This is a genomic window from Tsukamurella sp. NPDC003166, assembly GCF_040611135.1.
Classification (GTDB): Bacteria; Actinomycetota; Actinomycetes; order Mycobacteriales; family Mycobacteriaceae; genus Tsukamurella.
Genome location: NZ_JBEXNL010000026.1, coordinates 1 through 22,960, shown reverse-complemented (window position 1 = coordinate 22,960; position 22,960 = coordinate 1). Strand labels below are relative to the sequence as shown.

Here is a 22,960-nt window from a genome sequence, read left to right as displayed (position 1 = left end):
CCGGTGCCATAGAAAAAGGCAGCGAGTGATCTCGCTGCCTTCGGCTCCGGGTCGTGCTGTTCGGTACTAGCGCACACGCGCCTCACCGACGGCCCCACCCGGAGCCTCGGTAAAGCGCCAATACGCGTTCATACCCACACAGCGAACATAGCACAGCTACCCCGCGAGCTCCTCGGCGAGCGTCTCGCCGTCGGTCACCGGGAGGGAGCAGACGGCGCCCCGGCACACGTAGGCGGCCGCGCGCCCATCGACGGGGCCGCGCCCCTCCAGCAACGGATGCGAATCCTTAGCTCCGGCAATGACTACCGCGCCGCCGGGGGCCAGGCGGCGCGCCTCCGCCACCAGCGCGGCGGCGCCCGTCCCGTCGGCGACCGCGATCTGCAGCCCCGCCGCGGCCTGCTCGGCAACGGCCAGGTGGTGTCCCGCCCCGCGCGGCACCCGGCGGATCAGCTCCCCGGACCGCGCCCGTGTGGCGGCGGCGAGGGCAGCGTAGTGCTCGCCGAGGAGGGCCTCGGCGTAGGTCAATGCCTCGGCGATCAGGCTCGCGCCCGCCGGCGTCGCCCCGTCCGCGGGGTCGCGCGGGCGGGTCAACAGGGCCTCCCCGTCCGACGGGGCGTCGTACCAGCTCCCGTCCGCGTCGACGTCACCGAACCGGACGATCGCGGCGTCCAGGATCGAGGCTGCCGCTGCGGCCCAATCGGATCCGCCGGTCCGTTGCGTCAGCGCGAGCAGCCCGGTGACCAGTGCGGCGTAGTCCTCCAGCATGCCGTCCGCCTCGCCGACGACCCCGCCCAGCGAGCTGCGACGTAGGCGCTCGCCGTCCCAATGGGTTCCGAGCACGTATCGCGCGACGGCCTCGGCCTGCTCGACCCTGCCCGCCTCCGCCAACGCGGTGATCGCGAGCCCGTTCCACACGGTGACGACCTTGTCGTCGCGACCCGGTTGCGCTCGCCCCGAACGTGATTCGAACAGTCGCCGCCGGACGTCGGCGAGCCGTACCGGATCCGGCTCGCCGTGCAGCTGCAGGGTCGACGTCCCGTGTTCGAAGGTTCCGCCCGGCGTGACCGCGAAAACCTCGGCAGCCCAAGCACCGTCGGCCTCGCCGAGCACCTCGACGAGTTCGGCGGGCGTCCAGATGTAGGTCGCGCCCTCCACGCCGTGCCCGTCGACGACGGTGTCCGCGTCGAGCGAGGACGCCAGCCCGCCACCGTCGACCCCGAGGTCCCGGACCAGGAAGTCGGCGGTCTCGCCGGCCACCCGGAGCGCCAGCGGCGAACCGGTCCGGCGGCCCAGGTGGGCGTAGAAGCGGAGCAGAAGTGCGTTGTCGTACAACATCTTCTCGAAGTGCGGCACCACCCAGTCGGCGTCCACGGCGTACCGTGCGAAGCCGCCGCCGAGCTGGTCGTAGATGCCGCCGCGGGCCATCGCCTCGGCGCACCGCACGGCCACGCCGTACGAGGCGGGGTCGCCGGACCGTTCGTGATGCCGCAGCAGGGCCTCTACGGTGGCCGACGGCGGGAACTTCGGGGCGCGCCCGAAACCGCCCGACGGGTCCTCGTCGGCGCAGATCGCGCGGACCGCCCCGGCCAGGTCGTCGGCGGTGGGGGCGGCACCGTCGGGCAGCCCGGCGGAGGCCTGGCGCAGGTGCGCGGCCACCTGCCCGGACACCCGGCCGACCTCGTCGCGCCGGTCGCGCCAGGTGTCGGTGATGGCCTCGAGGAGCTGCGGGAAGCTGGCCTGCCCGTTGCGCGGCTCGGGCGGGTAGTAGGTGCCGCAGTAGAAGGGCTCGCCGGACGGGGTGAGAAAGCAGGTCATGGGCCAGCCGCCCTGCCCGGTCATGGCGACGGTGGCGTTCATGTAGATCGCGTCGAGGTCGGGGCGCTCCTCGCGGTCGACCTTGATGCAGACGAAGCCGGCGTTCATCTGCGCCGCGATCGCCTCGTTCTCGAAGGACTCGTGCGCCATGACGTGGCACCAGTGACACGCGGCGTAGCCGATCGAGAGCAGGATCGGCACGTCGCGCTCGGCCGCCTCGGCCAGCGCGGCCTCGCTCCACTCCTGCCAGTGCACCGGGTTGTCCGCGTGCTGGCGCAGGTACGGGCTGGTGGACGCGCCGAGACGGTTCATGTCCCCATCCTGCCTCAGACCGCCGTCTTGACGCGGGAATCGGAACCGCCGTAGCGTCGATGTGCACACTGTCTACATACCTGCTCCGGAAGGACGACCCGGTGGGCCTGCTGACGTTCAGCCTCAACGTGACCCTGGACGGGTGCATCGACCACGAAGCCGGCATCGCCGACAACGAGACCCATGCCCTGTTCACGCGGCTCATGGACGCGAACGGCGCCATGCTGTGGGGGCGCACGACCTACGAGATGATGGAGGTCTACTGGCCGCTGGTCGCGCGCGGCGAGATCGACGCGCCGCCGGCGATCCGCGAGTGGGCGGAGAAGCTCGAGGCCAAGCCGAAGTACGTCGTCTCCACCACACGGAGCGAATTCCCGTGGACGAACAGCCATCACGTCACCGGCGACCTCACAACGGCGGTGCGCGCCCTGAAGGATCAGTATCCGGCAGGCGTGCTCGTCGGCAGCGAGGCGCTCGCCACCGAGCTGGACCGGCTGGACCTGGTCGACGAGTACCTGTTCCTCCTCCACCCCGTCATCGCCGGCCACGGCCCCACGCTCTACGCCCGGGGACTGCCCGCCCACCGCCGCCTCGAGCTGGTGTCGGCAGAGCCGCTGCGCAACGGCACCGTCGCCCTGCGCTACCGCTAGCGCAGGGCGACATTCCGGCTGTGGCCGTGCACCGCCTGAGGAACGACTACCCCACCAGCTTGTAGACCGTCGAGCTCCCGACCTTCGTCGCGGTGAAGTTCTTCTCCACCCAGCTCTGGATCTCGGACTTCCCACCGCCGGGCCGGAATCCGCCCGAGGAGACGTAGTAGGAGATCTTCCCGTCCTTCACCCACTGCTGGAACTGCGCGAGCGTCGGCGCGGGGTCGGAGCCGCTGAACCCGCCGATCGCGATCACGGGCCTTCCGGAGTTCAATTGCAGCGAGCCCTGGCTCTGCGCGCCGTTCACGGCGGCCGCCCACTGCGTCGTGGTGCTCTTGAGCAGCGCGATCAGCTCGGTGTTGGACTTCTCGTCGCCCGGCCGATTGCCCGGCTCGAGGGCCTCATCAGCGCTCACGCCCTCCGGGAGCTCCACGCCCGCCGGCAGCTCGACCTTCGTGCCGCCGCCCGACGGTGCCTTCCCCTCGCGCCCGGCGCCCGGCCCGCCACCGCCGAACATGTCGCCGGACTTCGCGGTCTTCACGGCCGTGGGTACGCCGCCACTGTGCGCGGTGCCCGCCGTGGAGACCGAGAACGCCACTGTCGCAACGCCACCGGAGAGGAGCGCGAGCACCAGCGCCGCGGCCACCGCGCGCCCCGCGCCCCGCCGGGTCACGACGAGCGCGCCGATCGCCGCCACCATCAGAACGCCCGCGACGATCCCCAGGACCGGCCACGCGTACCCCGCCCGCCAGGCACGGACGATGCCCCACCCGCCGGCGGCGAGCACCAGCGAGACCAGCGCGAGCGTGCCCGGCACCGTCGACCTGCGGCTCCACGCGACGGCCGCGCCGCCGCCCACGAGCACCGCGATCGCCGGGACCAGAGCCACCGTGTAGTACGGGTGCACGATGCCGCTCATGAACGAGAACGTGAGCCCGGTGATCACGAGCCACGTGCCGAAGACGGTGAGCCCCAGCGCGAGGTCCCGCTCCAGGCGACGCCGCACCACCAGCACAAGACCGATCACCAGCACCAGCAGCGCTGTCGGCAGCAGCCAGGAGATCTCGTTGCCGAACTCGTTGCTGAACAGCCGTGCCAGACTCGGCGAGCCGCCGAATCCGGTACCCGTCGCACCCATCCCGCCGGGCATGCCCTTGCCGCCGCCGAAGCCCGAGTCACCGCCACTGCTCCCGAAGATCCGGGCCAGCCCGTTGTAGCCGAGCACCAGGTCCATGAAGGTGCCGTCCTTCGAGCCGCCGATGTACGGGCGCGAGGACGCCGGCCACAGCACCGTCAGCAGCACGTACCAGCCGGCCGAGACGACCACGGCGACGACGCCCAACGCCAGATCCCGCGCACGGCGTAGCCAGGAGGTCTGCGCGAACAGCAGGTACGCGAGCCCGAACCCGGGCAGGACCAGCAGGCCCTGCAGCATCTTGGTCAGGAAGGCGAAGCCGAGCAGCGCGCCGCACGCCATGAGCCACCTCCACGACGCGGCCTGACACGCCCGCACGGTGCAGTAGGCGGCCGCGGTCATCAGCAGCACCAGGAGGGCATCGGGGTTGTTGAACCGGAAGATCAGGACCGCCGCCGGGGTCAGGGCGCAGACGGCGCCGGCCAGCAGCGCGCCGCCCGTCGCGATGCGATTCTCCAGCGAGCCGAGCAGCCGGCGCGTCGTCAAGTACACCAACCCGACGGTCCCGACCCCCATCAGCGCCTGCGGCAGCAGGATCGACCACGACGAGAGCCCGAACACCCGGACGAAGAGGCCCGTCACCCACAGCGCCGTGGGCGGCTTGTCGACGGTGATGACGTTGCCCGGGTCGAGCGAGCCGAACAGCCAGGCCTTCCAGCTCAGCCCGCCGGCCTGCGCCGCGGCGGCGTAGAACTCGTTGCCGTAGCCGCTGATCGACAGGTTCCAGCAGTACAACAGCGCCGTGGCGGCGAGCAATGCGGTCACGGCGCAGCGCCGCGGAGTCAAATACTTCACGCCGTCCACCCTGGCGGGCGGAACTGGACGGCCGCGCCCCTCACCCTGGGAGGTCGCTGCGAGATCGTTACCGGCGAGTAACCACTACCTCGGCGGATCCGCGTCCTCCGGGCCGGAGGACGGCGCACCGTCGGCCTCGGGGATGGACGGCCCCTCGATACCCGCGTGGTCCGTGCCGCCGGCCTCGTCGCCCTCGCCGGGCGCCTCGTCGTCGAACGACTCGGGGAGGTTCTTGACGTGCTTGTTCATCGAACGGATGAGCAGGAAGGTCACGGCCAGGAGCGCGACGATCACCGCGAGACCGAGGGGACCGGACTTGCCGAACTCCGGCCCCTTGGGCTTCTGCGGATCGGCGACGAGGACCGCCGCGTCGGACGCCAGTTGCAGGAGCGGACCCATCACAGCTCGATCCCGCTGAACAGATCCTTCTCGGGCATCCTGCTGCTGACCGTGGTCTTGGCCAGCTCGTACTCCTCGGTCGGCCACAGGCGCTGCTGCCACTCCATCGGCACCGCGAAGAAGGGCCCGTTGGGGTCGATCTGGGTGGCATGCGCGCGGAGCGCGTCGTCACGGACCGGGAAGTACTCGCTGCACTCGACCTGCGTGGTCACGCGGGCCATCATGTCGTTCTTCTCGTCCTTCCACCGGGCCAGCCACTCGGTGTACGGGTTCTCGAGGCCGTGCTTCTCGAATTCGTCCGCGAAGGCCTGGAACTTGCCGCGGAGGAAGCCGTGGCAGTAGTAGACCTTCGAGATCTGCCACGGCTCGCCGGCGTCGGGGAACTGCTCCGGATCGGCGGCGGCCTCGTACGCCGCCATCGAGACCTTGTGCGTCATGATGTGGTCGGGATGCGGGTACCCGCCGTTCTCGTCGTACGTGATCATCACGTGCGGGCGGAACTCCCGGATCAGACGCACCAGAGCCTCGGTCGGCACCTCGATCGGCTCCAGGGCGAAGCAGCCCTCCGGCAGCGGGGGCAGCGGGTCGCCCTCCGGCAGTCCGGAGTCGACGAAGCCGAGCCAGCGCTGCTCGACGCCCAGGATCGCGGCGGCCTTGGCCATCTCCTCCCGACGCACCTCGGGCAGGCGGTCCTTGATCCCGGGGACGTCCAGCGCGGGGTTGAGGATGTCGCCCCGTTCGCCGCCCGTGAACGTCGCGACCAGCACGTCGTTCCCCTCGGCCGCGTACCGCGCCATCGTCGCGGCACTCTTGCTCGACTCGTCGTCCGGGTGCGCGTGAACGGCGAGGAGGCGGTATCCGGTCATGGTCTCCAGTGTCCACGATCCGCGCGACCGGGCGTTCGCCGGGTACGCCCGACCCGGCGCGTCCGGCGCGACCTGCCGGACGCGCACTGCACGCGGGCCGATCGGACACCGATGTCGGGTGTGCTTCGATGGATCCATGTCGACAGGCCCCGTCCGCTCTTCCGACCGTTACCCCGACGAGCGCGATCCCGCCCGCGCCCGCCGGATCGGCGTCATCGGGCTGGTCGTGGTCGTGATCCTCGGCGTGCTCATCGCCTGGCTGGGGTATCAGAAGTTCTCCCGCCAACCCGTGACGGGCGAGACCGCGGGGTACAGCGTGCTCTCGGACTCGGCTGCCGAGGTCCAGGTCACCGTCACCCGTACCGACCCGTCGAAGGCGGTCAGCTGCGTCGTCTACGTCAAGAACAAGGCCGGCGACGAGATCGGCCGGCGCGAGTTCTACGTCGCACCGTCGCCGGACACCGTCGTCGTGGTGAGCAGTGAGGTGCGCACCACCGAGCCGCCCGCCGTCGGCGATGTCTTCGGTTGCGGAACGGACGTGCCCGCGTATCTTGACCGTCCGTGAGCACTGACAACACACCCACGTCTGGGCAGCCGGCCCGCAATCGCGCGCGGCCGGCGTTCGCCACCGTCTCCCAGCGCCTCCGCCGGCCACCCGGCCACCACTCCCGCCCGAAGCCGGCGTTCGCGACCGTCTCGTCCCCTTACTTCCCCCCGATCGTCGGCCTCTTCGTCGGCGTGATGATCATCAGCAACATCACCGGCACCAAGGCCGTGCTGTTCGCCCCGTCGCTGCACCTCGAGTTCCTCGGCCTGAAGATCGACGGCATCGCCACCGACGGCGCCTTCTACCTCTTCCCCCTCGCCTACGTGCTCGGCGACGTGATCTCGGAGGTCTACGGCTTCCGTGCGATGCGCCGGGTGATCGTCACCGGCTTCGCGATCCTCGCGCTGGCCGCCCTGTGCTTCTGGATCACCACCACCCTCCCCGCCGCCCCCGATTGGCCCAACGACGAGGCCTTCCGGACCGTGGCCGGCGTCGTCCCGCGGTTCCTCGTAGCGGGCCTGGCCGGCTACCTCGTGGGCGAGTTCATGAACTCCTGGGTGCTGGTGCGGATGAAGGCCTGGACCGGCGAGAAGCACCTCTGGTCCCGTCTGCTCGGATCGACGGTGGTCGGCGAGTTCTTCGACACCCTGGTGTTCTGCTCGATCGCCGCCCCTGCTCTCGGGTTCACCAGCCCCGGCCAGTTCCTCAACTACATGATCCTCGGTTTCGTGTGGAAAACGCTGGTCGAGATCGTGATCATGCCCCTGAGCTACGCCCTCTGCGCGTTCCTCAAGCGGCGCGAGCCCACATACCAGCAGGCATTGCTGGCGACCTGATCCGGCCAACCCGCTTGCAGCTTTCGTGCTAGGATGAGCGGATACACGGTTCCGCATGGAGCCGTGTATTGCTGCATTTGCGGGCCCCGGGCACCGTTCCAGGGCCGGCTCGGCTGCGGATCGTTTCTCCCGCAGCGGGCCCCGCCGACTACGACGAAGGACTTCAGATATGACGGACACTCAGGTGACGTGGTTGACCCCCGAGTCCCATGAGCGCCTCAAGAACGAGTTGGACGCGTTGATCGCCAACCGCCCCGTCATCGCCGCCGAGATCAATGAGCGCCGCGAAGAGGGCGATCTCAAGGAGAACGGTGGCTACCACGCCGCGCGCGACGAGCAGGGTCAGCAGGAGGCGCGCATCCGCCAGCTGCAGGAGCTGCTCAACAACGCGAAGGTCGGCGAGGCGCCCACGCAGTCCGGCGTGGCACTCCCCGGCTCGGTCGTGAAGGTGTACTACGACGGTGACGAGAAGGACGTCGAGACCTTCCTCATCGCCACCCGCGAGGAGGGCGCGCAGGAGAACGAGCTGGAGATCTACTCCCCGAACTCCCCGCTCGGCGCGGCGCTCATCAACGCGAAGGTCGGCGAGACCCGCGAATACACCATCCCCAGCGGCGCCACCGTCAAGGTCACCCTGGTCAGCGCGGAGCCGTACCACTCGTAGGTTCCGCTCCAGGCCGTGCGAAAGCGGGCCCGCCCTCGGGCGGGCCCGCTTTCGGCATGCAGGGGGCTCCGCGCTCGGCTATCCGGCTCGGGTGCGGAGCAGCTGGCTGACGGTGACGAAGGCGTACCCCTGGTCGGAGAGCGCCGTCATCGCGCGGTCGAGCGCCGTCGCGGACGAGACGAAGGTGTCGTGCAGCATCACGATCTGTCCGGGCTTCATCTTCATCAGCACCTGCGTCAGCCCGTCGGGATCGGCCTGGTAGTTGTAGTCCATCGAGTCCAGGTCCCACAGGATCTGCGTGAGACCGAGGCGCTTGCCGGCGTCCACGACCGACGGCGAGGTGTGCCCGCCCATGGGCCGGAACAGCGTGGGCGTACTGCCCACGGAGGTGCGGATGGCGTCGTTGGTCTGCTGCAGTTGGGCCGTCTCGTCGGCGTCCGACAGGGTGGTCATGTCGGGCTGCGTCCAGGTGCCGTTGGCGACCTCGTTCCCGGTGCCCGCGATCGCGGTCATGATGTCGGGGTTCAGGTTGACCTGCGCACCGGTGACGAAGAACGTCCCCTTGCCGCCGTGCGCGTCGAGGGTCTGCAAGAACTGCCGGGTCACGGGGCCGGGGCCGCCGGAGAAGGTCAGCGCCACGCACTTGCTCTTCGCGCAGTCCACGCTGCCGTCCGGGAGCAGGACGGGCTTGGTCACCGAGCGCGCCTGCGCCTGCGCCGCCGGCGTGGGCGAGGTCGGACCGCTCGGGGCACCGTCGCCCTGGCCCGACGGTGCGCCGCTCCCCCCACCGTTGCCGGCGGGCTTGGGCGGCGCCGCGGGCGCCGGCGTCGCGGGCACGGTGGGCTGCGGCTTCGTGGCGACGCTGGGCGGCGGAACGACGACGGTCATCGTGGCCGGCGCGGGCGGGGACGGGACCGGGGCGGTCTGTCCGGGGGGCAGGGCGCCGGGGTTGACGCCCGAACCCGGTGCGGCCGAGGCGCCCGACGGTGCCGAGGGCAGCGGATCGAAGGTCAGGCTCGACCCTGCGCGGTTGGTACCGGTGCCGGTCACACCGCATCCGACCGCGACGGCCGCCGCGATCGCGAGGGCACTCCCCGCGACCGCGTAATTGCGGACCTTCCGGCTCTGATTGGGCCTCAAGAACTCACTCCAGCCACTTGTGTCATCTTCTACAACAAGAGCCACATTAGTCCCATGAACCCTGAAGGGGAAGTCGAAGGTTCAGATGGTGACCGAGTCGTTACGCCCGAACGGCCACGGTCCGGCGCCGAATAGAATCTGGATCGTGCCGCCATGGGGATCGAGGAGACGTCGGTGAAGCTGGTGTACCTGCACGGCGTGGGGAGCGGCGACGTCGGCGGCAACTGGCTCACCGGCCTCAACTTCGGTCTGCAGCACATCGGCGCCGCCCCGGTCACCGCCGCCGACGTGCTCGCCCCCCGGTACTCCAACCACCTCCACGGTCTGCGCCCCGCCGTCGATCATCCCGCCATCACCTACGCCGAACAGGACGACGCCGATGCCCGCCGGGCGTTCACCGCCCGGCAGGCACGACTCGCCGAGCGCATCCGCCGGTTCGAGGGCGTGCGTGGCCTGGCGTTCACCGACGTACCGAAGGGGCTGGTCGATCGTGTGCAGACGATCGGCCTCGACCACGCCGTGCTGGGCGCGCTCAAGCAGGTGCAGAACTACCTGACCGATGAGGGCGTTCGCGCGACCGTTCTGCAGCACATCCTCGACGAACTCCCCACCGACGACGGCGACATCGTCCTCGTCGGTCACAGCCTGGGCAGCATCATCGCCATCGACCTCCTCGACCACCTCCCGCCCGACCTCCATGTCCGGCGCTTCGTCACCATCGGCAGCCCCGGCGGCAACGAGACGCTGCACCGGGCCCCCGACCGGATCCTCCGGCGCTTCCCGTATTCCCGGGTGGGCGACTGGTCGAACTTCATCGATCCGCTCGATCCCGTGACCGCGGGCCGGGGGCTGTCGGACGTTTTCCCCGAGGCGAACGACTTCTGGATCGGCGGCGGCGCAGGCCATCTCGCGAGCATGTACACCTCGCACCCCGCGTTCGCGACCATCATCGACGACGCGCTGCAGCGCACCGTCGACGCAGCGGAGGCGCGTCCGCGGCTCAGCGACGCCGATGCGGGGACCCTGCTCACGCTCGCCTACCTCGGCGTGATGAGTGAAAGCGTCGCCGGCAGTGCCGCCCGGGAGAAGTTCGACGGGGTCGTGAGCATGCTGCGGCGCAGCTACGTCGAGGAGATCGAGCACCGGGTCGGCGAACTGCCGCCCGAGCTGGCGGAGCTGGTCGCGGGGAACATGCCGGAGCTCCCGGCTCGGTGGACCCTGCGCGACGCCGTGACCCAGATCGTGCAGCTCGCCTACTCGGACCTGGTCGCGCCGTACGGCATCGACATCACGGACGCGGCGATCGATGCGATCCCCACGATCCTGCGCCGGCTGGGCTTCCCCGACGCCGTCGGCGAACAGGTCCGCACCGGGGTCCGCAGGGTCGACGACCGACTCGGTCCGAAGCCCCTGTTCCGCACCCGGACCCGGCTCGCCCTGATCGCGACCGCCGGTCTCCTCGCCGCAACCGGCCCGCTCGGCGTCGGCGCGTGCCGGGCGCCGGGAACCAGGGGGATCGGCGCCGCGCGGACCGGACTCGCCCGGTTCGGGCCGGGCGGGGTCGCCGGTGGACTCGCAGCGGTCGGCGGGCTCGCGCTGGCCGGCGTTGTCACGGCGATCATCGCCCTCGCCCGCCCCGGCTCGTACGCGGTCTTCGCCGATCCGACCGCGGTGCGGGTCCAGGTCGCGATCGCACAGTGCCTGCGCGACCTCGGCGTCGCCGAGAGCCCGGCTCCGGCCGCCGCCGGCCGAGAACACCGTGAACGCGCAAGCGACGCCCAAGAGGGCGGCAAGGTCTGAGCCGGACGATCGAGCGGTGATGACCACCTACCAGGCGCCGTTGCGGCAGCGGAATCCGGCCGCGTTCGTCGCCGTCGTCGTCACCACGGCGATCGCGTTCGTGCTCGTCGTCGCCGTCGCCGCCCTGGCCGCCGCGCTCGGGATTCTCCTCCTCCTCGCCCACGCGTTGTCCGACCCGGTGGTGCACGACCGCCACGATGAGACCTCCGTCCGATTCCGGGCCGGCCTGTTCAGTCGGGACGCAGGATCCGGCGAGGACGTCAGCGACGCGATGTGCATGCGGATACTCGGATCGTTCGACGCCCGGGATCGGTGGTACCCGCCGGTCCCGTGGTTCGACGGTGCGGTCGCCGTCTCCGGCGACGACGCGACGGTCGCCGTGACCCACCCCATCACGGCGGATGCCGATCGGGGCGTCGCCACGACGACCGTGCGCTTCCGCTACGAGGGCGGCCGCTGGCAGTTCTGCGGGGTCAGCTGAACGCGTTCTCCAGGTCCGCGATCAGGTCGCCGATGTCCTCGATCCCGACCGACAGGCGCACCAGATCCTCGGGCACCTCGAGCTGCGAGCCCGCAGTGGACGCGTGGGTCATGGCGGCCGGGTGCTCGATGAGGGACTCGATACCGCCCAGCGACTCGGCGAGCGTGAAGATCTCGGTCCGCGCGCAGAACCGCTGCGCCGCCTCCCGACCGCCGGCCAGGCGCACCGAGATCATGCCGCCGAAGCGCTTCATCTGCTTGGCCGCGACCGCGTGGTTCGGGTGGCTGTCCAGGCCCGGGTAGAGCACCGTCGACACCTCCGGTCGGCCCGCGAGGAACTCGACGACCCGCTCGGCGTTGTCGCAGTGCCGGTCCATGCGCACGCCGAGCGTCTTGATCCCGCGCAGCGCCAGGTACACGTCGAACGGGCCGGGCACCGCGCCCGCGCCGTTCTGCAGGAACGCGAAATCGGTGTCGAGCTGCTCGTCGTTGGTGATCAGTGCGCCGCCGACGGTGTCGCTGTGGCCGCCCAGGTACTTCGTCACCGAGTGCAGCACCACATCGGCGCCCAGCGTGAGCGGCGTCTGCAGGTAGGGGCTCGCGAAGGTGTTGTCCACCACCAGCTTCGCGTTGCCGGCGTGCGCCACCTCGGCCAGGGCCTCGATGTCACCGATGTTCAGCAGCGGATTGGTGGGCGTCTCGATCCACACCAGCTTCGTGTTCGGGCGGATCGCCGCGCGCACCGCGTCGACGTCGTTGATCGGCGCCGGGGTGTGCTCGATCCCCCACTGCGAGAAGACCTTGTCGATCAGGCGGAAGGTGCCGCCGTAGGCGTCGTCGGGGATGACGAGGTGGTCGCCGGGGCGCAGCGCGGCGCGCAGCATGCAATCGGTGGCCGCCATGCCGGACGCGAAGCCGCGGCCGAAGGTCCCTTCCTCGATCGCGGCGAGGTTCGCCTCGTACGCGCGTCGGGTCGGGTTGCCCGTGCGGGCGTACTCGTAGCCACCACGCATGCCGCCCACACCGTCCTGGGCGAAGGTGGAGCTGGCGTAGATCGGCACGTTGACCGCGCCGGTCAGCGGATCGGGCTCGTAGCCGGCGTGGATCGCCCGGGTCGAGAAGCCCTGCGCCGCATGCTTGTCGATCGCGCTCTTCTGCTCACTCATGATCGAGGCCCTTTCTACTTGCCGTGGGAGAGGTAGTTCAGCACGTCGTGCCGGGTGATGACGCCGACGGGCTTACCGTCGTCGATCACCATGAGCGCGTCGGACTCGCGGAGCGCGGCGTTGGCGGCCGAGATCGGCTCGCCCGCGCCGATGAGCGGGAACGCGGGACCCATGTGCTTGCTCACGGGATCCGCGAGGTTCGCGCGGCCCTCGAAGACGGCGGAGAGAAGCTCGCGTTCGGTGACGGCGCCCGCGACCTCGCCCGCCATGATCGGCGGCTCGGCACCGACGACGGGCATCTGCGAGACGTTGTACTCGGCGAGGATCTCGATGGCGTCGCGGATGGTCTCCGACGGGTGCGTGTGCACCAGGTCGGGCAGCTCGCCCTTCTTGCCGCGCAGGATGTCGCCGACGAGGGCCTCCTGCTCGTTGGGATCGAGCGGCGCGCGCAGGAAGCCGTAGCTCGACATCCACTTGTCGTTGAAGATCTTCGACAGGTAGCCGCGGCCACCGTCGGGCAGCAGGACGACGACGACCGCCTCCGGATCCCGCTCCGCGACGCGCAGCGCCGCGACGACGGCCATGCCGCACGAGCCGCCGACGAGCAGGCCCTCCTCGCGGGCGAGGCGGCGGGTCATCTCGAAGGAGTCGGCGTCGGAGACGGCGATGATCTCGTCGGGGATGTCGGGGTCGTAGGCGGTGGGCCAGAAGTCCTCGCCCACGCCCTCGACGAGGTACGGGCGGCCCGTGCCCCCGGAGTAGACCGAGCCCTCGGGGTCGGCGCCGACGACCTTGACCTTCCCGCCGGACACCTCCTTGAGGTAGCGGCCGGTGCCGGTGATGGTGCCGCCGGTGCCGACGCCCGCCACGAAGTGGGTGATCTTGCCCTCGGTGTCGCGCCAGATCTCGGGGCCGGTGGTCTCGTAGTGCGAGGCGGGGCCGTTGGGGTTGGAGTACTGATTCGGCTTCCAGGCGCCGGGGATCTCGCGGACCAGGCGGTCGGAGACGTTGTAGTACGAATCGGGATGCTCGGGCGCGACGGCGGTCGGGCACACCACGACCTCCGCGCCGTAGGCCTTGAGCACGTTGCGCTTGTCCTCGCTCACCTTGTCCGGGCAGACGAAGACGCACTTGTAGCCGCGCTGCTGCGCGACGATCGCGAGGCCGACACCGGTGTTGCCGGAGGTCGGCTCGACGATCGTGCCCCCGGGCTTCAGCTCCCCGGACTCCTCCGCGGCGTCGATCATCTTCACCGCGATCCGGTCCTTGCTGGACCCGCCGGGGTTGAGGTATTCGATCTTGGCCGCGACCAGGCCCGATCCGGGCTTCACCACGGAGTTCAATCGAACCAGAGGGGTGTCGCCGATCAACTCACTGACGTGTCCTGCGATACGCATGCCTCCATCGTCCCAGAACGGCCCGGCCCGCCTCACGGCCGGTGCCCGGGTCGGGCAGTAGATTGGCACTCATGGGGTACTCCCGAAGCCGCATGACCCGCGACGCGCTGTACACCTCGGCCGCCGCGGTCGGCAGCGCCGGAGCCACCTGGGGCGCCTACGCGCTGCTCACCAAGCAGGCGCGCACCGCGCGCACCGTCATCCCGCACCGCACCGACAAGGCACCGTCGAAGGATGGGATCTACTCCCCCGGCACCACCGTCGTCGAGCGGCCCGGGCCGCACCACGTCGCGGACGTGAGCCTCATGGTCTTCGGGGACTCCACGGCCGCCGGTCTCGGGGTCGACGATGCCGAGCACACGCCCGGCGTGCTCCTCGCGCGCGGCGTGGTGGCCGAGACGGGGCGTACGGTGCGGCTGGCCGTCAAGGCGATCGTCGGGGCGACGTCGAAGGGGCTCGCGGCACAGATCGAGGCCGCGTTCATCGCCAAGCAGATCCCGGACGTGGCGGTGATCATCGTGGGCGCGAACGACGTGACGGCGCTCAACGGCTTCGAGGCCTCCGCGCGACGCCTCGGCGCGGCGGTCGCGCAGCTGCGCGGCGCGGGCGCCGAGGTGGTGGTGGGCACCTGTCCGGACATCGGGGTGGTGCAGGCGATCCCGCAGCCCCTACGGTCGGTGATCCGGCGGTACGGCCTGCAGCTGGCGTCGCGGCAGCGCGCGTACGTGCTCGCCGCGGGCGGCCATCCCGTGCCCTTCGCCGACACCCTGACCCCCGAGTTCCTCGAGGCGCCCGAGCGCATGTTCTCGCCGGACAACTTCCACCCGTCGGCGGCCGGCTACGAGCTGGCGGCGCGCCTGCTCCTCCCCGAGGTCCTCGCGGCGATCGGCGAGTGGCACGGCCCGTTGCCGTCGCCGCCGGAGGTCTCCGAGGCCGCCGACGCGAACGGTCTGACGGCCCGCCTGACCAGGGTCCTGCACCGCGCCTGACGGTCCCGCAGACGCCGAACGCCCCGCAGCCGGGGCTGCGGGGCGTTCGGACGGCCGTAATTAGTCGCTGCTGTAGAAGTAGCTCAGCAGGCGCAGGATCTCGACGTACAGCCAGACCAGGGTGACGGTCAGGCCGAGCGCCACGCCCCACGCCGCCTTCGACGGTGCGCCGGCGCGGATCAGCTGGTCCGCCTGGTCGAAGTCCAGCAGGAAGCTGAACGCCGCGATCGCGATGCACACCAGCGAGAAGATGATCGCCATGGTGCCGCCGCCGCGCAGCGGATTGTCTCCGGTGAACAGGTAGAGAACCATGTTGCCGAGAGACAGGACCAGCACGCCGATCATGGCGCCGACCAGCATGCGGGTGAAGCGGGGCGTGACGCGGATGGCGCCGGTCTTGTAGACCACCAGCATGCCGATGAACACGCCGACGGTGCCGAGCACGGCCTGCCCGATCAACGCGCCCGCGCTGATGTTCCCGCTGACGTTGAAGGTGATCACCTTCGAGATCGAGCCCACGAACAGGCCCTCGAACGCGGCGTAGGCCAGCACGATGGCCGGGTTGTCCTGCTTGCGTCCGAAGCTGGCGACGAGCACCAGCGCGAGGCCGCCGAGGGCGCCCACGATCATGAGCGGCGCAGCCAGGCCCAGGTTCTGGGAGATCAGGGCGAACGCGGCGATCGCGAAGACGATGAGCACGCCCAGCGTGGACGCCGTCTTGGTGACCACGTCGTCGATGGTCATGGACCGCGTTCCCGCACCCTGCTGGTACGGGGCCTGCGGCGGCTGCTGGTACTGCTGGAACTGCATGCCCTGAGCGGCGCCGGCGGCGCCCATGCCCATGTTCATGCCCTGCGGGTACCCCTGCTGCGGGTACCCCTGTTGGGGGTACCCCTGCTGCGGGTAGCCCGCGGGCGCACCCGCCTGGCGGGTGTCCTTCGTCAGCCCGCGGAAGATCGGGTTGCTGCTCTCGCGCACCGTGGGGTCCTTTCCCTGGTCGTGCACCTACATACCGTTCAACGAACGGGCCGACGGTTGCGTTCCCGCATTCGACCGTTCTTTACGAACAGCTTACCCATCTCCGGGACACCGCGCAGGAACCTCATGCGGCGGGACGATCCAGTAGGTCGTAGAGGCGCCGGCGCAGCTCCTCGCGAGGCACGACGGACTCCACTGCGGCGAGCGACTCCGCATCGTCGCTGCGCAGCACGCCGAGCACCACATGGGCGCCCTCGATGCTGCGATCCTTCCTGTTCACGGCCTCGCGGAGCGCGAGCTGCAGCGACTTCTTCGCGCCGGGCCCGAAGGGGATGTTGCCCGCGCGGAACCGTTTGCGAACGGGGCGGAGCAGGTCGAAGCCGAAGCGCTCCGACACCGCGTCCGCGACGGCCGCCACGTCGATGCCGATCCCCTTGAGGGCGTCGGCGTCCCGATCGGTCAGCACGCGCCCCACGTCCGCGGCGCGCACGGCGTCGACGGTGAGCCCGACCTCACCGAGCTCGCTCCGCAGATCCCCGTCGACGGTGCCGAGTACCCCGAGCAACAGGTGCGTGGGGGTGATCCGGTCGGCGCCCGCGTCGCGCGCCTCCTCCTGCGCGAGCACGACCGCGACGCGGGCGCTCCTGGTGAACCGTTCGAACATGCTGTTCCCGCTTCCCGGCTATTTGCCGTACTTCTTGTGCACCGCTTGCCGACTGACCGCGAGGTGTTCCGCGATGTCCTGCCAGGACCATCCGAGGTTCCGAGCGTTGGACACCTGGACCGCCTCGAGTTGGTCGGCCAGCTTCCGCAGTGCGACGACGGCCCGGAGCCCCTCCGCGGGGTCCCGTGATGCCGCCGATCCGACGAGGGTGGGTGGTGAGCTCACGCCCGTCAATCTACGTTGACGTCGTCCGGCTGTCAATCTACGTTGACAGGTTCGACGGTGCGCCGCGCGCTACGCTTTCCCGGCGCCCCCATAGCCCAATTGGCAGAGGCAGCAGACTTAAAATCTGCGCAGTGTCGGTTCGAGTCCGACTGGGGGCACGCCATCGCCCGCCCCTCGCGACGGTCGCGCGCCGTGCCCGCGCGGCCCTCCACCTATGACACGGAGGACCGCGCCGGCGATCCGGACTACTTGCCGGGCATCGGCAGGAACTCCAGCACATCGAGCGTGCCGACCGCGAGGTGCGGATGCCCTCCAACAGGCCGTCGAAGGCCTCCCGCGAGTCGGCCTGCATCACGGAGTACCCGCCGACGGTGCCGTCGCCCCCGGTCTCCGGCGAACCGCCGTCGACGATCGCCGCACCCGCCTTGCCGAACCACTGCATCCAGGCGGCCATACCGGCCCGCTGCTCTTCGGGAGACGTCTCAGCCATCCGCTCCGCCGCCGACTGATGGGCGCGATAGAGCACGGGGTACTTCGCCATGAGATCCCCTGCTTCCGTCGCTGGCTCCGTGTTGAACCGGTCGTATCGCCAGCAGCGACAACGTGATCCGCAACCGTACGAGTAAGAGCTCGAACAGCCGGGCAGCTATCGGACGCGCGTGGCCGTCAGCGCTGCACCCGGTAGTGCACGAACTCGACACCGCAGTCGAAAGTGCGGGAACCGATCCGCTCCAATGCGGTCATCCTGCCCTGCTGTGGGAAGTACGGGATGCCGCCGCCGACGAGCACCGGGTACACCCGCATGCGGTACTCGTCCACGAGGTCCAGGCGGGCGGCCTCCGCGGCCAGCCCGGCGCCGCCGACGCCGATGTGCCCGTCGCCCGGCTGGGCGCGCAGCCGTGCGACCTCCTCCGCCAGATCACCGTCGGCGAGGCGGGTGTTGGCGCCGTGCACCTCGGTCAGCGTCGTCGAGAACACGACCTTGGGGAGCGACTTCCAGAGCGCGGCGAACACGCGCTCGTCGGCGTCGAGCGGCTGCGTCTCCTCGGCGTCGTCCCAGTAGAGCATCGTCTCGTACAGCCTCCGCCCCATGAGGTGCACGCCCAGTCCACGGACCTCGTCAGTGGCGAACCGGAACACCTCCTCGTCGGGCTGGGACCAGTCGAACGTGCCGTCCGGCCCCACGATGTACCCGTCGGCCGACGTGCTCAGGGAATAGGTCACGCTGCGCATCAGCGAGTCACCACCTCGTCGTGAACGTCTTCGGTCGCCTGCATTCTCCACTGTTTCAGTCCGAAAGGTGGCGCTGCCCGTGAAGAATCGTGCACAGCCACAGACCAGGGACCCGCTGCGGAGCAGCGAACGACATCCCCGACGTCGATCCGTCGTACGACTGCTGGCAGTGCGACGAACATCGGAAAGTGCGCCCGGCCTGACCGACACGCCCCGGCAAAGTCAGCCGGAACGCTCGGTGCCGATCGACACGGGGAGCCCTGTGCGATAGGGCGGCGCGATGTCGTTCTCGTCGAAGGCACGCAGGATCCGGCGACGCAGCTCACGCTCGACGGCCCACTGCCGGTTCGCGCGCACCCGCACCGTCAGCCGGATGCTCACACGGTCGGCGGTGGCACCGTCGACACCCAGCATGTCGGGGGCGCCGAGCACGTCCTCCGACAACGGCTCCTCGCCCACGGCCTCCAGAGCGGCCTCGAGCGCGACCCGGCAGGCGAGGTCCACGTCGGCGGAGTACGAGATGGGCAACTGCAGGAAGGCGACCGCGTAGTCCTGACTGAAGTTGGCCACGCGCATGATCTCTCCGTTGCGCACGTACCAGAGCGTGCCCTGAACGTCGCGCACCGTCGTGATCCGCAGGCCCACGGTCTCGACGGTGCCCGTCACCTCACCGACGTCCACGACGTCACCGACGCCGTACTGATCCTCGACCAGCATGAAGATGCCGGAGATGAAGTCCCGCACCAGGTTCTGTGCACCGAAGCCGAGGGCGACGCCCACGACGCCGGCCGATGCGATCAGCGGTGCAACGTTCACCCCGAGGATCGCCAGCGACTGGATGACGACCCAGATCAGCACGAGGAAGGACACGGCGGACTTCAGCACCGAGCCGATGGTCTCGGCCCGCTGCGCCCGCCGGGCGCGGTTCTCCCGATCCCGTTGCGCCTTACCCGGGTCGTCGACGGTGCGCCGCCGCACCGCAGGGAGCCTCCCGCCACGGATCCTCCCCCAGCCGAATCGTCGTGGGGCGGTGTCCTCTCCGCGACGATTGCCGCGGACGAGCCGGTCGATCCCTCGATGCAGCACATACCGCACCACGATGGCGAGGACGACGTACAGGCCGATCTCCAGGGGCCTGTGGATCAACCACTGTCGTCCGTTCTCACTGAGTTGCAGAGCCAGGTCGGACATGTCCCCGACGGTACGGACGCTCGCGAGACGCGCAAGTTCCGTCAACGGCGGCTGGGCGGATCAGTGTTGGTGAACCACGTCGTAGATCACCTTGAGCACGCCGTTCGGGTACGCCTGCGATTCCCGCAGGCGCAGCGCGGTGGCGTCGCGGTCCTCGCGGCCGAAGATGCTCTTGCCCGCACCGAGGAGGTACGGGAAGACGAGGAGGTTGTAGCGATCGATGAGGCCGGCGTCGGCGAGGTTGCGGGCGAGCTCGGGGCTGCCGTGGATGAAGATCGAGCCGCCGTCGGTCTCCTTGAGCGCGGCGATATCGTCCGCGGAGCGCAGGATCGTCGTGGCACCCCAGCCGTCGACGAGGTCGTCCTCACCGATCGTCGTGGAGGCGACGTACTTCGGCAGGTCCCGGTACGCGGCGTGATCCTCGGACCGGGGCCACACCGCGCCGAAGGCCTCGTAGCTGCGTCGACCGAACAGCAGCGCCGTCGTCTCCTCGAGCTCTTCGCCTTTGAGCGAGAAGACCTCCGGTAGGAACTCGTGCCTCGCCACCCAGCCACCGCTGCGATGTCCTTCGACGGTCCCGCCGGGCGAGTCCGCCACCCCGTCGAGCGAGATGAATCCCGTGTACACCAGTTCGCGCGTCATGCCGCTCACCCTAGTGCGCGGGTCAGCTTCGTCACCGCCACGTGACCATCGATCCCCCGTCGAGTAGCCTGGGTGGCGTCGCGAAGGACATCCGGACGAGGCGCACCGTACCCGGCGAGCGAAAAGACGGTGTGAACCCGAGGAGGTTCGCACCATGGCATGGATCGTTCTGATCGTCTCCGGCGTTCTCGAGGCCGTCTGGGCCACTGCGCTCGGCAAGTCCGAGGGCTTCTCCCGCCTCACACCGTCGATCGTGTTCGGCGTCGCGCTGGTCGCCAGCATGGGTGGACTCGCGTACGCGATGCGGGAGTTGCCGGTCGGCACGTCGTACGCCGTGTGGGTCGGCATCGGCGCCACCCTCACTGTCGTCTATGCGATGGTCACCGGCGCGGAATCCACGTCCCTGGCCAAGATCGTCTGCATCATGGCCATCGTGGGTGGCGTCATCGGGCTCAAGCTCGCCCACTGACGCCGCCCGACCCTCGCCGACGCCCACATGGGCTCATGCGGCGCGGGCGGCCAGCCGGTTGCCGGGATCCAGCACGCGGTCGACGGTGCCGTGCCGCGCCTCGGCGCGGCGCACCGCGGTCTCCCACTGCTCGGGGTCGCCGAGGTCGGCGACCAGGGCGTAGACATCGCCCGACAGCACGGAGACCACGTCGCGGAAGTTCGATCCCACGGCCGTGACTCGGGTCCCGGAACAGCACAGGTCACTCACCAGGCGGGCCGTCGCGTCGGTGCCGTCCAGCACCACGATCACGCCCTCCGCAGCAACGTTCTTCATTTCCGTCTCCCTTCGCCGTACGCCGATAACGTTAGGCGACGAAACCTCTCCGTGCGCTGCCACGAGGCTGTGAGTTCGTCAACAGTGCGTTAAATCGCGGGGGCGGCATCGGCGAGCCCCATGGCCACGCCGTCCAGGATGTCGTGCTCCGACACGACCAGCTCGGTGACGCCCACCGCGGCGAGCCGCTCGGCGAGGCGCAGCGCGACCAGCGCCCCGCCGCCGATCACGTCGGCGCGGCCGGGATGCATGGGCCCCAGTGCGAGTCGCTCGGCGGCGGTCATCCGTACGAGCCGGCGGCACAGCGCGCCGAGGTCGCCGAGCGGAACTCGTGCGCCGTGGATCCGGACGGGGTCGTACTCGTCGAGGCCGAGTGCGAGCGCGGCCAGCGTGGTGAAGGTGCCGGCGACGCCGATCCACGTCCGCACGCCGTCGAGCGGCACGACGACGGTGGCCTCGTCGAGGGCGGCGTCGATGTGGAAGGTCGCCTCCGCCACCTCGGCGGCCGTCGGCGGGTCGGTGTGCAGCGCGCGCTCAGTGATCCGCACGCAGCCGATGTCGGCCGAGAACGCATGTGCCACGGCGCCATCGGACCCCACGACCAGTTCCGTCGATCCCCCGCCGAGATCCACGACGAGAGTCGGATCGGTCGCAGCGAGCCCGACGGTGGCCCCGCGGTACGACAGTGCGGCCTCCTCGGTCCCGGAAATCACCTCGGCCCGCGCACCGGGCGTGATCCGACCCAGCGCGGCGGCGGTGAGCTCGAGGAAGGCCTCCCGGTTCGACACGTCGCGGGCGGCGGAGGTCGCGACCATGCGTACGCGGGTCGCGCCCAGTTCCAGTGCCGTGGTGACGTACTCGTCGAGCGCCATGCGGACGCGCTCAAGCGCCTCGGCGGCGAACTCACCCGTCGCGTCCACGCCCTGGCCCAGCCGGACGATCCGCATCTCACGGTGCAGCTCCGCGAGCCCGCCGCCGGGCTCCGAGCGCGCCACGTACAGACGAATACTGTTGGTGCCGCAGTCGATCGCCGCGACGACACCCGCGAAGGACGAGCTCACCGACCGCCCCAGGGGAACTGCGGCTCGGGCCAGTCGACGGGGATGGCGCTGCCGCGCAGTCCGGCCGCGGCGGCGAGGGCAACGGCCTCGTCGCCCAGGCGGACCACACCGGGGCCCTCGGCGAGCGCGTACGCGATGAGTACGTGCAGGCACTTCACCCGGTCCGGCATCCCGCCGCCGGTGAAGTCGGTTCCCAAATCCTCCAACGCGTTCCGCGACTCCAAGTAGTGCCGGTGGGCGGCGCGGTAGTTCTCGGCGATCGATTCGTCGGCGGCGAGCAATGCCTCCATCTCGCGCATGATGCCCGCGCTCTCCTGCCGGCTCGCCTCGGCCGTGAGTCGCGGATCCGTCAGGTAGTACAGCGTCGGGAAGGGCGTGCCGTCGGGCAGCCGGGGCGCGGTCTTGACAACGGCGGGCTCGCCGTCGGGCGTGCGGTAGGCGACGGCGAGGACGCCGCGCGGGGCGCGGCCCAACTGCTCGGCGACTCTGTCCAGGTCCGCCTGGGCGACAACGGATCCGCTCATCAGTGCGGCACCGCGATCGTGCGCCAGACATTGGTGTACCACGGATTCTGCTTCGCCTGTTCCGCCTCGACCTGTTCGATCGAGGGAGCCGGCGCCCCGGGGACCTGCACGCGGTACGGCGTCTCCCCCGGCATCACGTACTGGAGCCGGATCCTGGCCTGCGCCTTGATGTACTCGGGATCGTCCTGCAACCGCTTCCGCTCTTCGAGCCGCGCGATGTCCGCGAGCAGCTGCGCGTGCTCGGCGGCCACCTTGTCCTCGCGCGCCTGCTCGGACAGGTACGTCCGTACGGGCACTGCGAGCGTGAGCGCCAGGACGCACAGCACCAGGAACAGCACGACGGTGCGCCCCGCACGCCGTCCGTCCGAACGGCCTTCGCCGCCGGACGGGGTTCGCACGAGGCGGGACCTGCTGCTCACGGTGCTGTGCTCCTTCTGCTCTGGCTATCGATCGGTCAGCTGTTGAATTCGAAGCGCGGGAACGCGGTATCGCCGGCGTACCGCGCCGCGTCGCCCAGCTCCTCCTCGATCCGCAACAGCTGGTTGTACTTCGCGACCCGCTCACTACGAGCCGGAGCACCCGTCTTGATCTGACCCGAGCCCACCGC

General features: G+C 70.2%; 25 protein-coding genes, 1 tRNA gene, 1 pseudogene and 1 riboswitch. Of the genes and pseudogenes, 9 read left to right on the top strand and 18 right to left on the bottom strand.

All coding sequences use genetic code 11. The features are described 5' to 3' along the window. Positions 1-156 precede the first annotated feature (156 nt). On the bottom strand, positions 157-2,127 hold the full coding sequence (locus tag ABZX10_RS21340; protein ID WP_355544800.1) for a thioredoxin domain-containing protein: 1,971 nt from the start codon (positions 2,125-2,127) through the stop codon (positions 157-159). A 101-nt stretch (positions 2,128-2,228) separates the two neighbouring features. Between ABZX10_RS21340 and ABZX10_RS21335 the strand changes: the two genes are divergently transcribed. After that, entirely contained in the window at positions 2,229-2,777 is a 549-nt protein-coding gene (locus ABZX10_RS21335) for a dihydrofolate reductase family protein (protein ID WP_355544797.1), read from the top strand. Positions 2,778-2,823: 46 nt separating this feature from the next. Here the strand turns inward: ABZX10_RS21335 and ABZX10_RS21330 are convergent, their stop codons facing one another. From ABZX10_RS21330 to mca, 3 genes are all read right to left on the bottom strand, one after another. Next, positions 2,824-4,767: a glycosyltransferase family 39 protein gene (locus tag ABZX10_RS21330; protein WP_355544794.1), complete on the bottom strand. Its 1,944-nt coding sequence runs from the start codon at positions 4,765-4,767 to the stop codon at positions 2,824-2,826. An 84-nt stretch (positions 4,768-4,851) separates the two neighbouring features. Further along, entirely contained in the window at positions 4,852-5,166 is a 315-nt protein-coding gene (locus ABZX10_RS21325; protein ID WP_355544791.1) for a hypothetical protein, read from the bottom strand. Continuing rightward, the gene (mca, locus tag ABZX10_RS21320; protein ID WP_355544788.1) at positions 5,166-6,032 is read right to left on the bottom strand and encodes a mycothiol conjugate amidase Mca; all 867 of its coding nucleotides are present in this window, start codon (positions 6,030-6,032) and stop codon (positions 5,166-5,168) included. Before mca ends, ABZX10_RS21325 begins: the two co-directional genes overlap by 1 nt. A gap of 136 nt (positions 6,033-6,168) precedes the next feature. On the opposite strand from mca, the gene ABZX10_RS21315 reads away from it, so the two are divergent. From ABZX10_RS21315 to greA, 3 genes are all read left to right on the top strand, one after another. Further along, on the top strand, positions 6,169-6,597 hold the full coding sequence (locus ABZX10_RS21315; RefSeq protein ID WP_355544785.1) for a DUF4307 domain-containing protein: 429 nt from the start codon (positions 6,169-6,171) through the stop codon (positions 6,595-6,597). Next, on the top strand, positions 6,594-7,415 hold the full coding sequence (locus ABZX10_RS21310) for a queuosine precursor transporter (protein ID WP_355544782.1): 822 nt from the start codon (positions 6,594-6,596) through the stop codon (positions 7,413-7,415). The genes ABZX10_RS21315 and ABZX10_RS21310 overlap by 4 nt, the downstream gene beginning before the upstream one ends. A gap of 169 nt (positions 7,416-7,584) precedes the next feature. Continuing rightward, a complete protein-coding gene (gene greA, locus ABZX10_RS21305) occupies positions 7,585-8,079 on the top strand; it encodes a transcription elongation factor GreA (RefSeq protein ID WP_168546995.1) in 495 nt (164 codons plus the stop codon). Between the two features lie 78 nt (positions 8,080-8,157). Here the strand turns inward: greA and ABZX10_RS21300 are convergent, their stop codons facing one another. Continuing rightward, on the bottom strand, positions 8,158-9,219 hold the full coding sequence (locus tag ABZX10_RS21300) for a polysaccharide deacetylase family protein (RefSeq protein WP_355544778.1): 1,062 nt from the start codon (positions 9,217-9,219) through the stop codon (positions 8,158-8,160). A gap of 153 nt (positions 9,220-9,372) precedes the next feature. Here ABZX10_RS21300 and ABZX10_RS21295 point away from each other — a divergent pair, with 153 nt between their 5' ends. Continuing rightward, positions 9,373-11,019 (top strand): hypothetical protein, encoded by a 1,647-nt coding sequence (locus ABZX10_RS21295; protein ID WP_355544775.1) that lies wholly within the window; start codon positions 9,373-9,375, stop codon positions 11,017-11,019. A 19-nt stretch (positions 11,020-11,038) separates the two neighbouring features. After that, complete coding sequence (locus tag ABZX10_RS21290; protein WP_355544772.1) at positions 11,039-11,500, top strand: hypothetical protein; 462 nt, start codon at positions 11,039-11,041, stop codon at positions 11,498-11,500. On the opposite strand, the gene ABZX10_RS21285 is transcribed toward ABZX10_RS21290, so the two are convergent. Together ABZX10_RS21285 and ABZX10_RS21280 are read right to left on the bottom strand one after the other, a co-directional pair. Beyond that, positions 11,493-12,665: a cystathionine gamma-synthase gene (locus tag ABZX10_RS21285; RefSeq protein ID WP_355544769.1), complete on the bottom strand. Its 1,173-nt coding sequence runs from the start codon at positions 12,663-12,665 to the stop codon at positions 11,493-11,495. The genes ABZX10_RS21290 and ABZX10_RS21285 overlap by 8 nt on opposite strands. Positions 12,666-12,679: 14 nt before the next feature. After that, complete coding sequence (locus tag ABZX10_RS21280; protein WP_355544766.1) at positions 12,680-14,062, bottom strand: cystathionine beta-synthase; 1,383 nt, start codon at positions 14,060-14,062, stop codon at positions 12,680-12,682. A gap of 71 nt (positions 14,063-14,133) precedes the next feature. Here ABZX10_RS21280 and ABZX10_RS21275 point away from each other — a divergent pair, with 71 nt between their 5' ends. Continuing rightward, the gene (locus ABZX10_RS21275) at positions 14,134-15,051 is read left to right on the top strand and encodes an SGNH/GDSL hydrolase family protein (protein WP_355544763.1); all 918 of its coding nucleotides are present in this window, start codon (positions 14,134-14,136) and stop codon (positions 15,049-15,051) included. A gap of 60 nt (positions 15,052-15,111) precedes the next feature. Here ABZX10_RS21275 and ABZX10_RS21270 read toward each other — a convergent pair whose 3' ends face one another. The 3 genes from ABZX10_RS21270 to ABZX10_RS21260 form a co-directional block, all read right to left on the bottom strand. After that, entirely contained in the window at positions 15,112-16,029 is a 918-nt protein-coding gene (locus ABZX10_RS21270) for a Bax inhibitor-1/YccA family protein (protein ID WP_355544890.1), read from the bottom strand. A gap of 124 nt (positions 16,030-16,153) precedes the next feature. Then, entirely contained in the window at positions 16,154-16,693 is a 540-nt protein-coding gene (locus ABZX10_RS21265) for a Clp protease N-terminal domain-containing protein (RefSeq protein WP_355544759.1), read from the bottom strand. 18 nt (positions 16,694-16,711) lie between these two features. After that, a complete protein-coding gene (locus ABZX10_RS21260) occupies positions 16,712-16,918 on the bottom strand; it encodes an RNA polymerase subunit sigma-70 (protein ID WP_068574959.1) in 207 nt (68 codons plus the stop codon). An 84-nt stretch (positions 16,919-17,002) separates the two neighbouring features. On the opposite strand from ABZX10_RS21260, the gene ABZX10_RS21255 reads away from it, so the two are divergent. Then, positions 17,003-17,076 (top strand) — tRNA-Leu (locus ABZX10_RS21255). Positions 17,077-17,584: 508 nt separating this feature from the next. Here the strand turns inward: ABZX10_RS21255 and ABZX10_RS21250 are convergent. The 3 genes from ABZX10_RS21250 to ABZX10_RS21240 all read right to left on the bottom strand — a co-directional run bounded on the left by ABZX10_RS21250 (position 17,585) and on the right by ABZX10_RS21240 (position 19,984). Then, on the bottom strand, positions 17,585-18,151 hold the full coding sequence (locus tag ABZX10_RS21250) for a dihydrofolate reductase family protein (RefSeq protein WP_355544755.1): 567 nt from the start codon (positions 18,149-18,151) through the stop codon (positions 17,585-17,587). A gap of 222 nt (positions 18,152-18,373) precedes the next feature. Then, on the bottom strand, positions 18,374-19,342 hold the full coding sequence (locus ABZX10_RS21245; RefSeq protein WP_355544751.1) for a mechanosensitive ion channel domain-containing protein: 969 nt from the start codon (positions 19,340-19,342) through the stop codon (positions 18,374-18,376). Positions 19,343-19,402: 60 nt separating this feature from the next. After that, positions 19,403-19,984 (bottom strand): dihydrofolate reductase family protein, encoded by a 582-nt coding sequence (locus ABZX10_RS21240; RefSeq protein ID WP_355544748.1) that lies wholly within the window; start codon positions 19,982-19,984, stop codon positions 19,403-19,405. A gap of 72 nt (positions 19,985-20,056) precedes the next feature. After that, a riboswitch (guanidine-III (ykkC-III) riboswitch) is annotated at positions 20,057-20,120 on the top strand. An 18-nt stretch (positions 20,121-20,138) separates the two neighbouring features. Here ABZX10_RS21240 and ABZX10_RS21235 point away from each other — a divergent pair. Beyond that, positions 20,139-20,453: an SMR family transporter gene (locus tag ABZX10_RS21235; protein ID WP_355544745.1), complete on the top strand. Its 315-nt coding sequence runs from the start codon at positions 20,139-20,141 to the stop codon at positions 20,451-20,453. A gap of 33 nt (positions 20,454-20,486) precedes the next feature. Here ABZX10_RS21235 and ABZX10_RS21230 read toward each other — a convergent pair whose 3' ends face one another. The 5 genes and pseudogenes from ABZX10_RS21230 to eno form a co-directional block, all read right to left on the bottom strand. Next, positions 20,487-20,768, bottom strand: coding sequence for a hypothetical protein (locus ABZX10_RS21230; RefSeq protein ID WP_355544742.1), 282 nt, complete (start codon positions 20,766-20,768; stop codon positions 20,487-20,489). An 89-nt stretch (positions 20,769-20,857) separates the two neighbouring features. Then, the gene (locus tag ABZX10_RS21225) at positions 20,858-21,829 is read right to left on the bottom strand and encodes a Ppx/GppA phosphatase family protein (RefSeq protein ID WP_355544739.1); all 972 of its coding nucleotides are present in this window, start codon (positions 21,827-21,829) and stop codon (positions 20,858-20,860) included. Continuing rightward, entirely contained in the window at positions 21,826-22,353 is a 528-nt protein-coding gene (locus tag ABZX10_RS21220; RefSeq protein ID WP_355544736.1) for a DUF501 domain-containing protein, read from the bottom strand. Before ABZX10_RS21220 ends, ABZX10_RS21225 begins: the two co-directional genes overlap by 4 nt. Continuing rightward, positions 22,353-22,772, bottom strand: coding sequence for a septum formation initiator family protein (locus ABZX10_RS21215; protein WP_355544733.1), 420 nt, complete (start codon positions 22,770-22,772; stop codon positions 22,353-22,355). The genes ABZX10_RS21220 and ABZX10_RS21215 overlap by 1 nt, the downstream gene beginning before the upstream one ends. Before the next feature lie 35 nt (positions 22,773-22,807). Continuing rightward, positions 22,808-22,960 (bottom strand): annotated as a pseudogene (gene eno / locus ABZX10_RS21210) (phosphopyruvate hydratase); the annotation flags it as partial.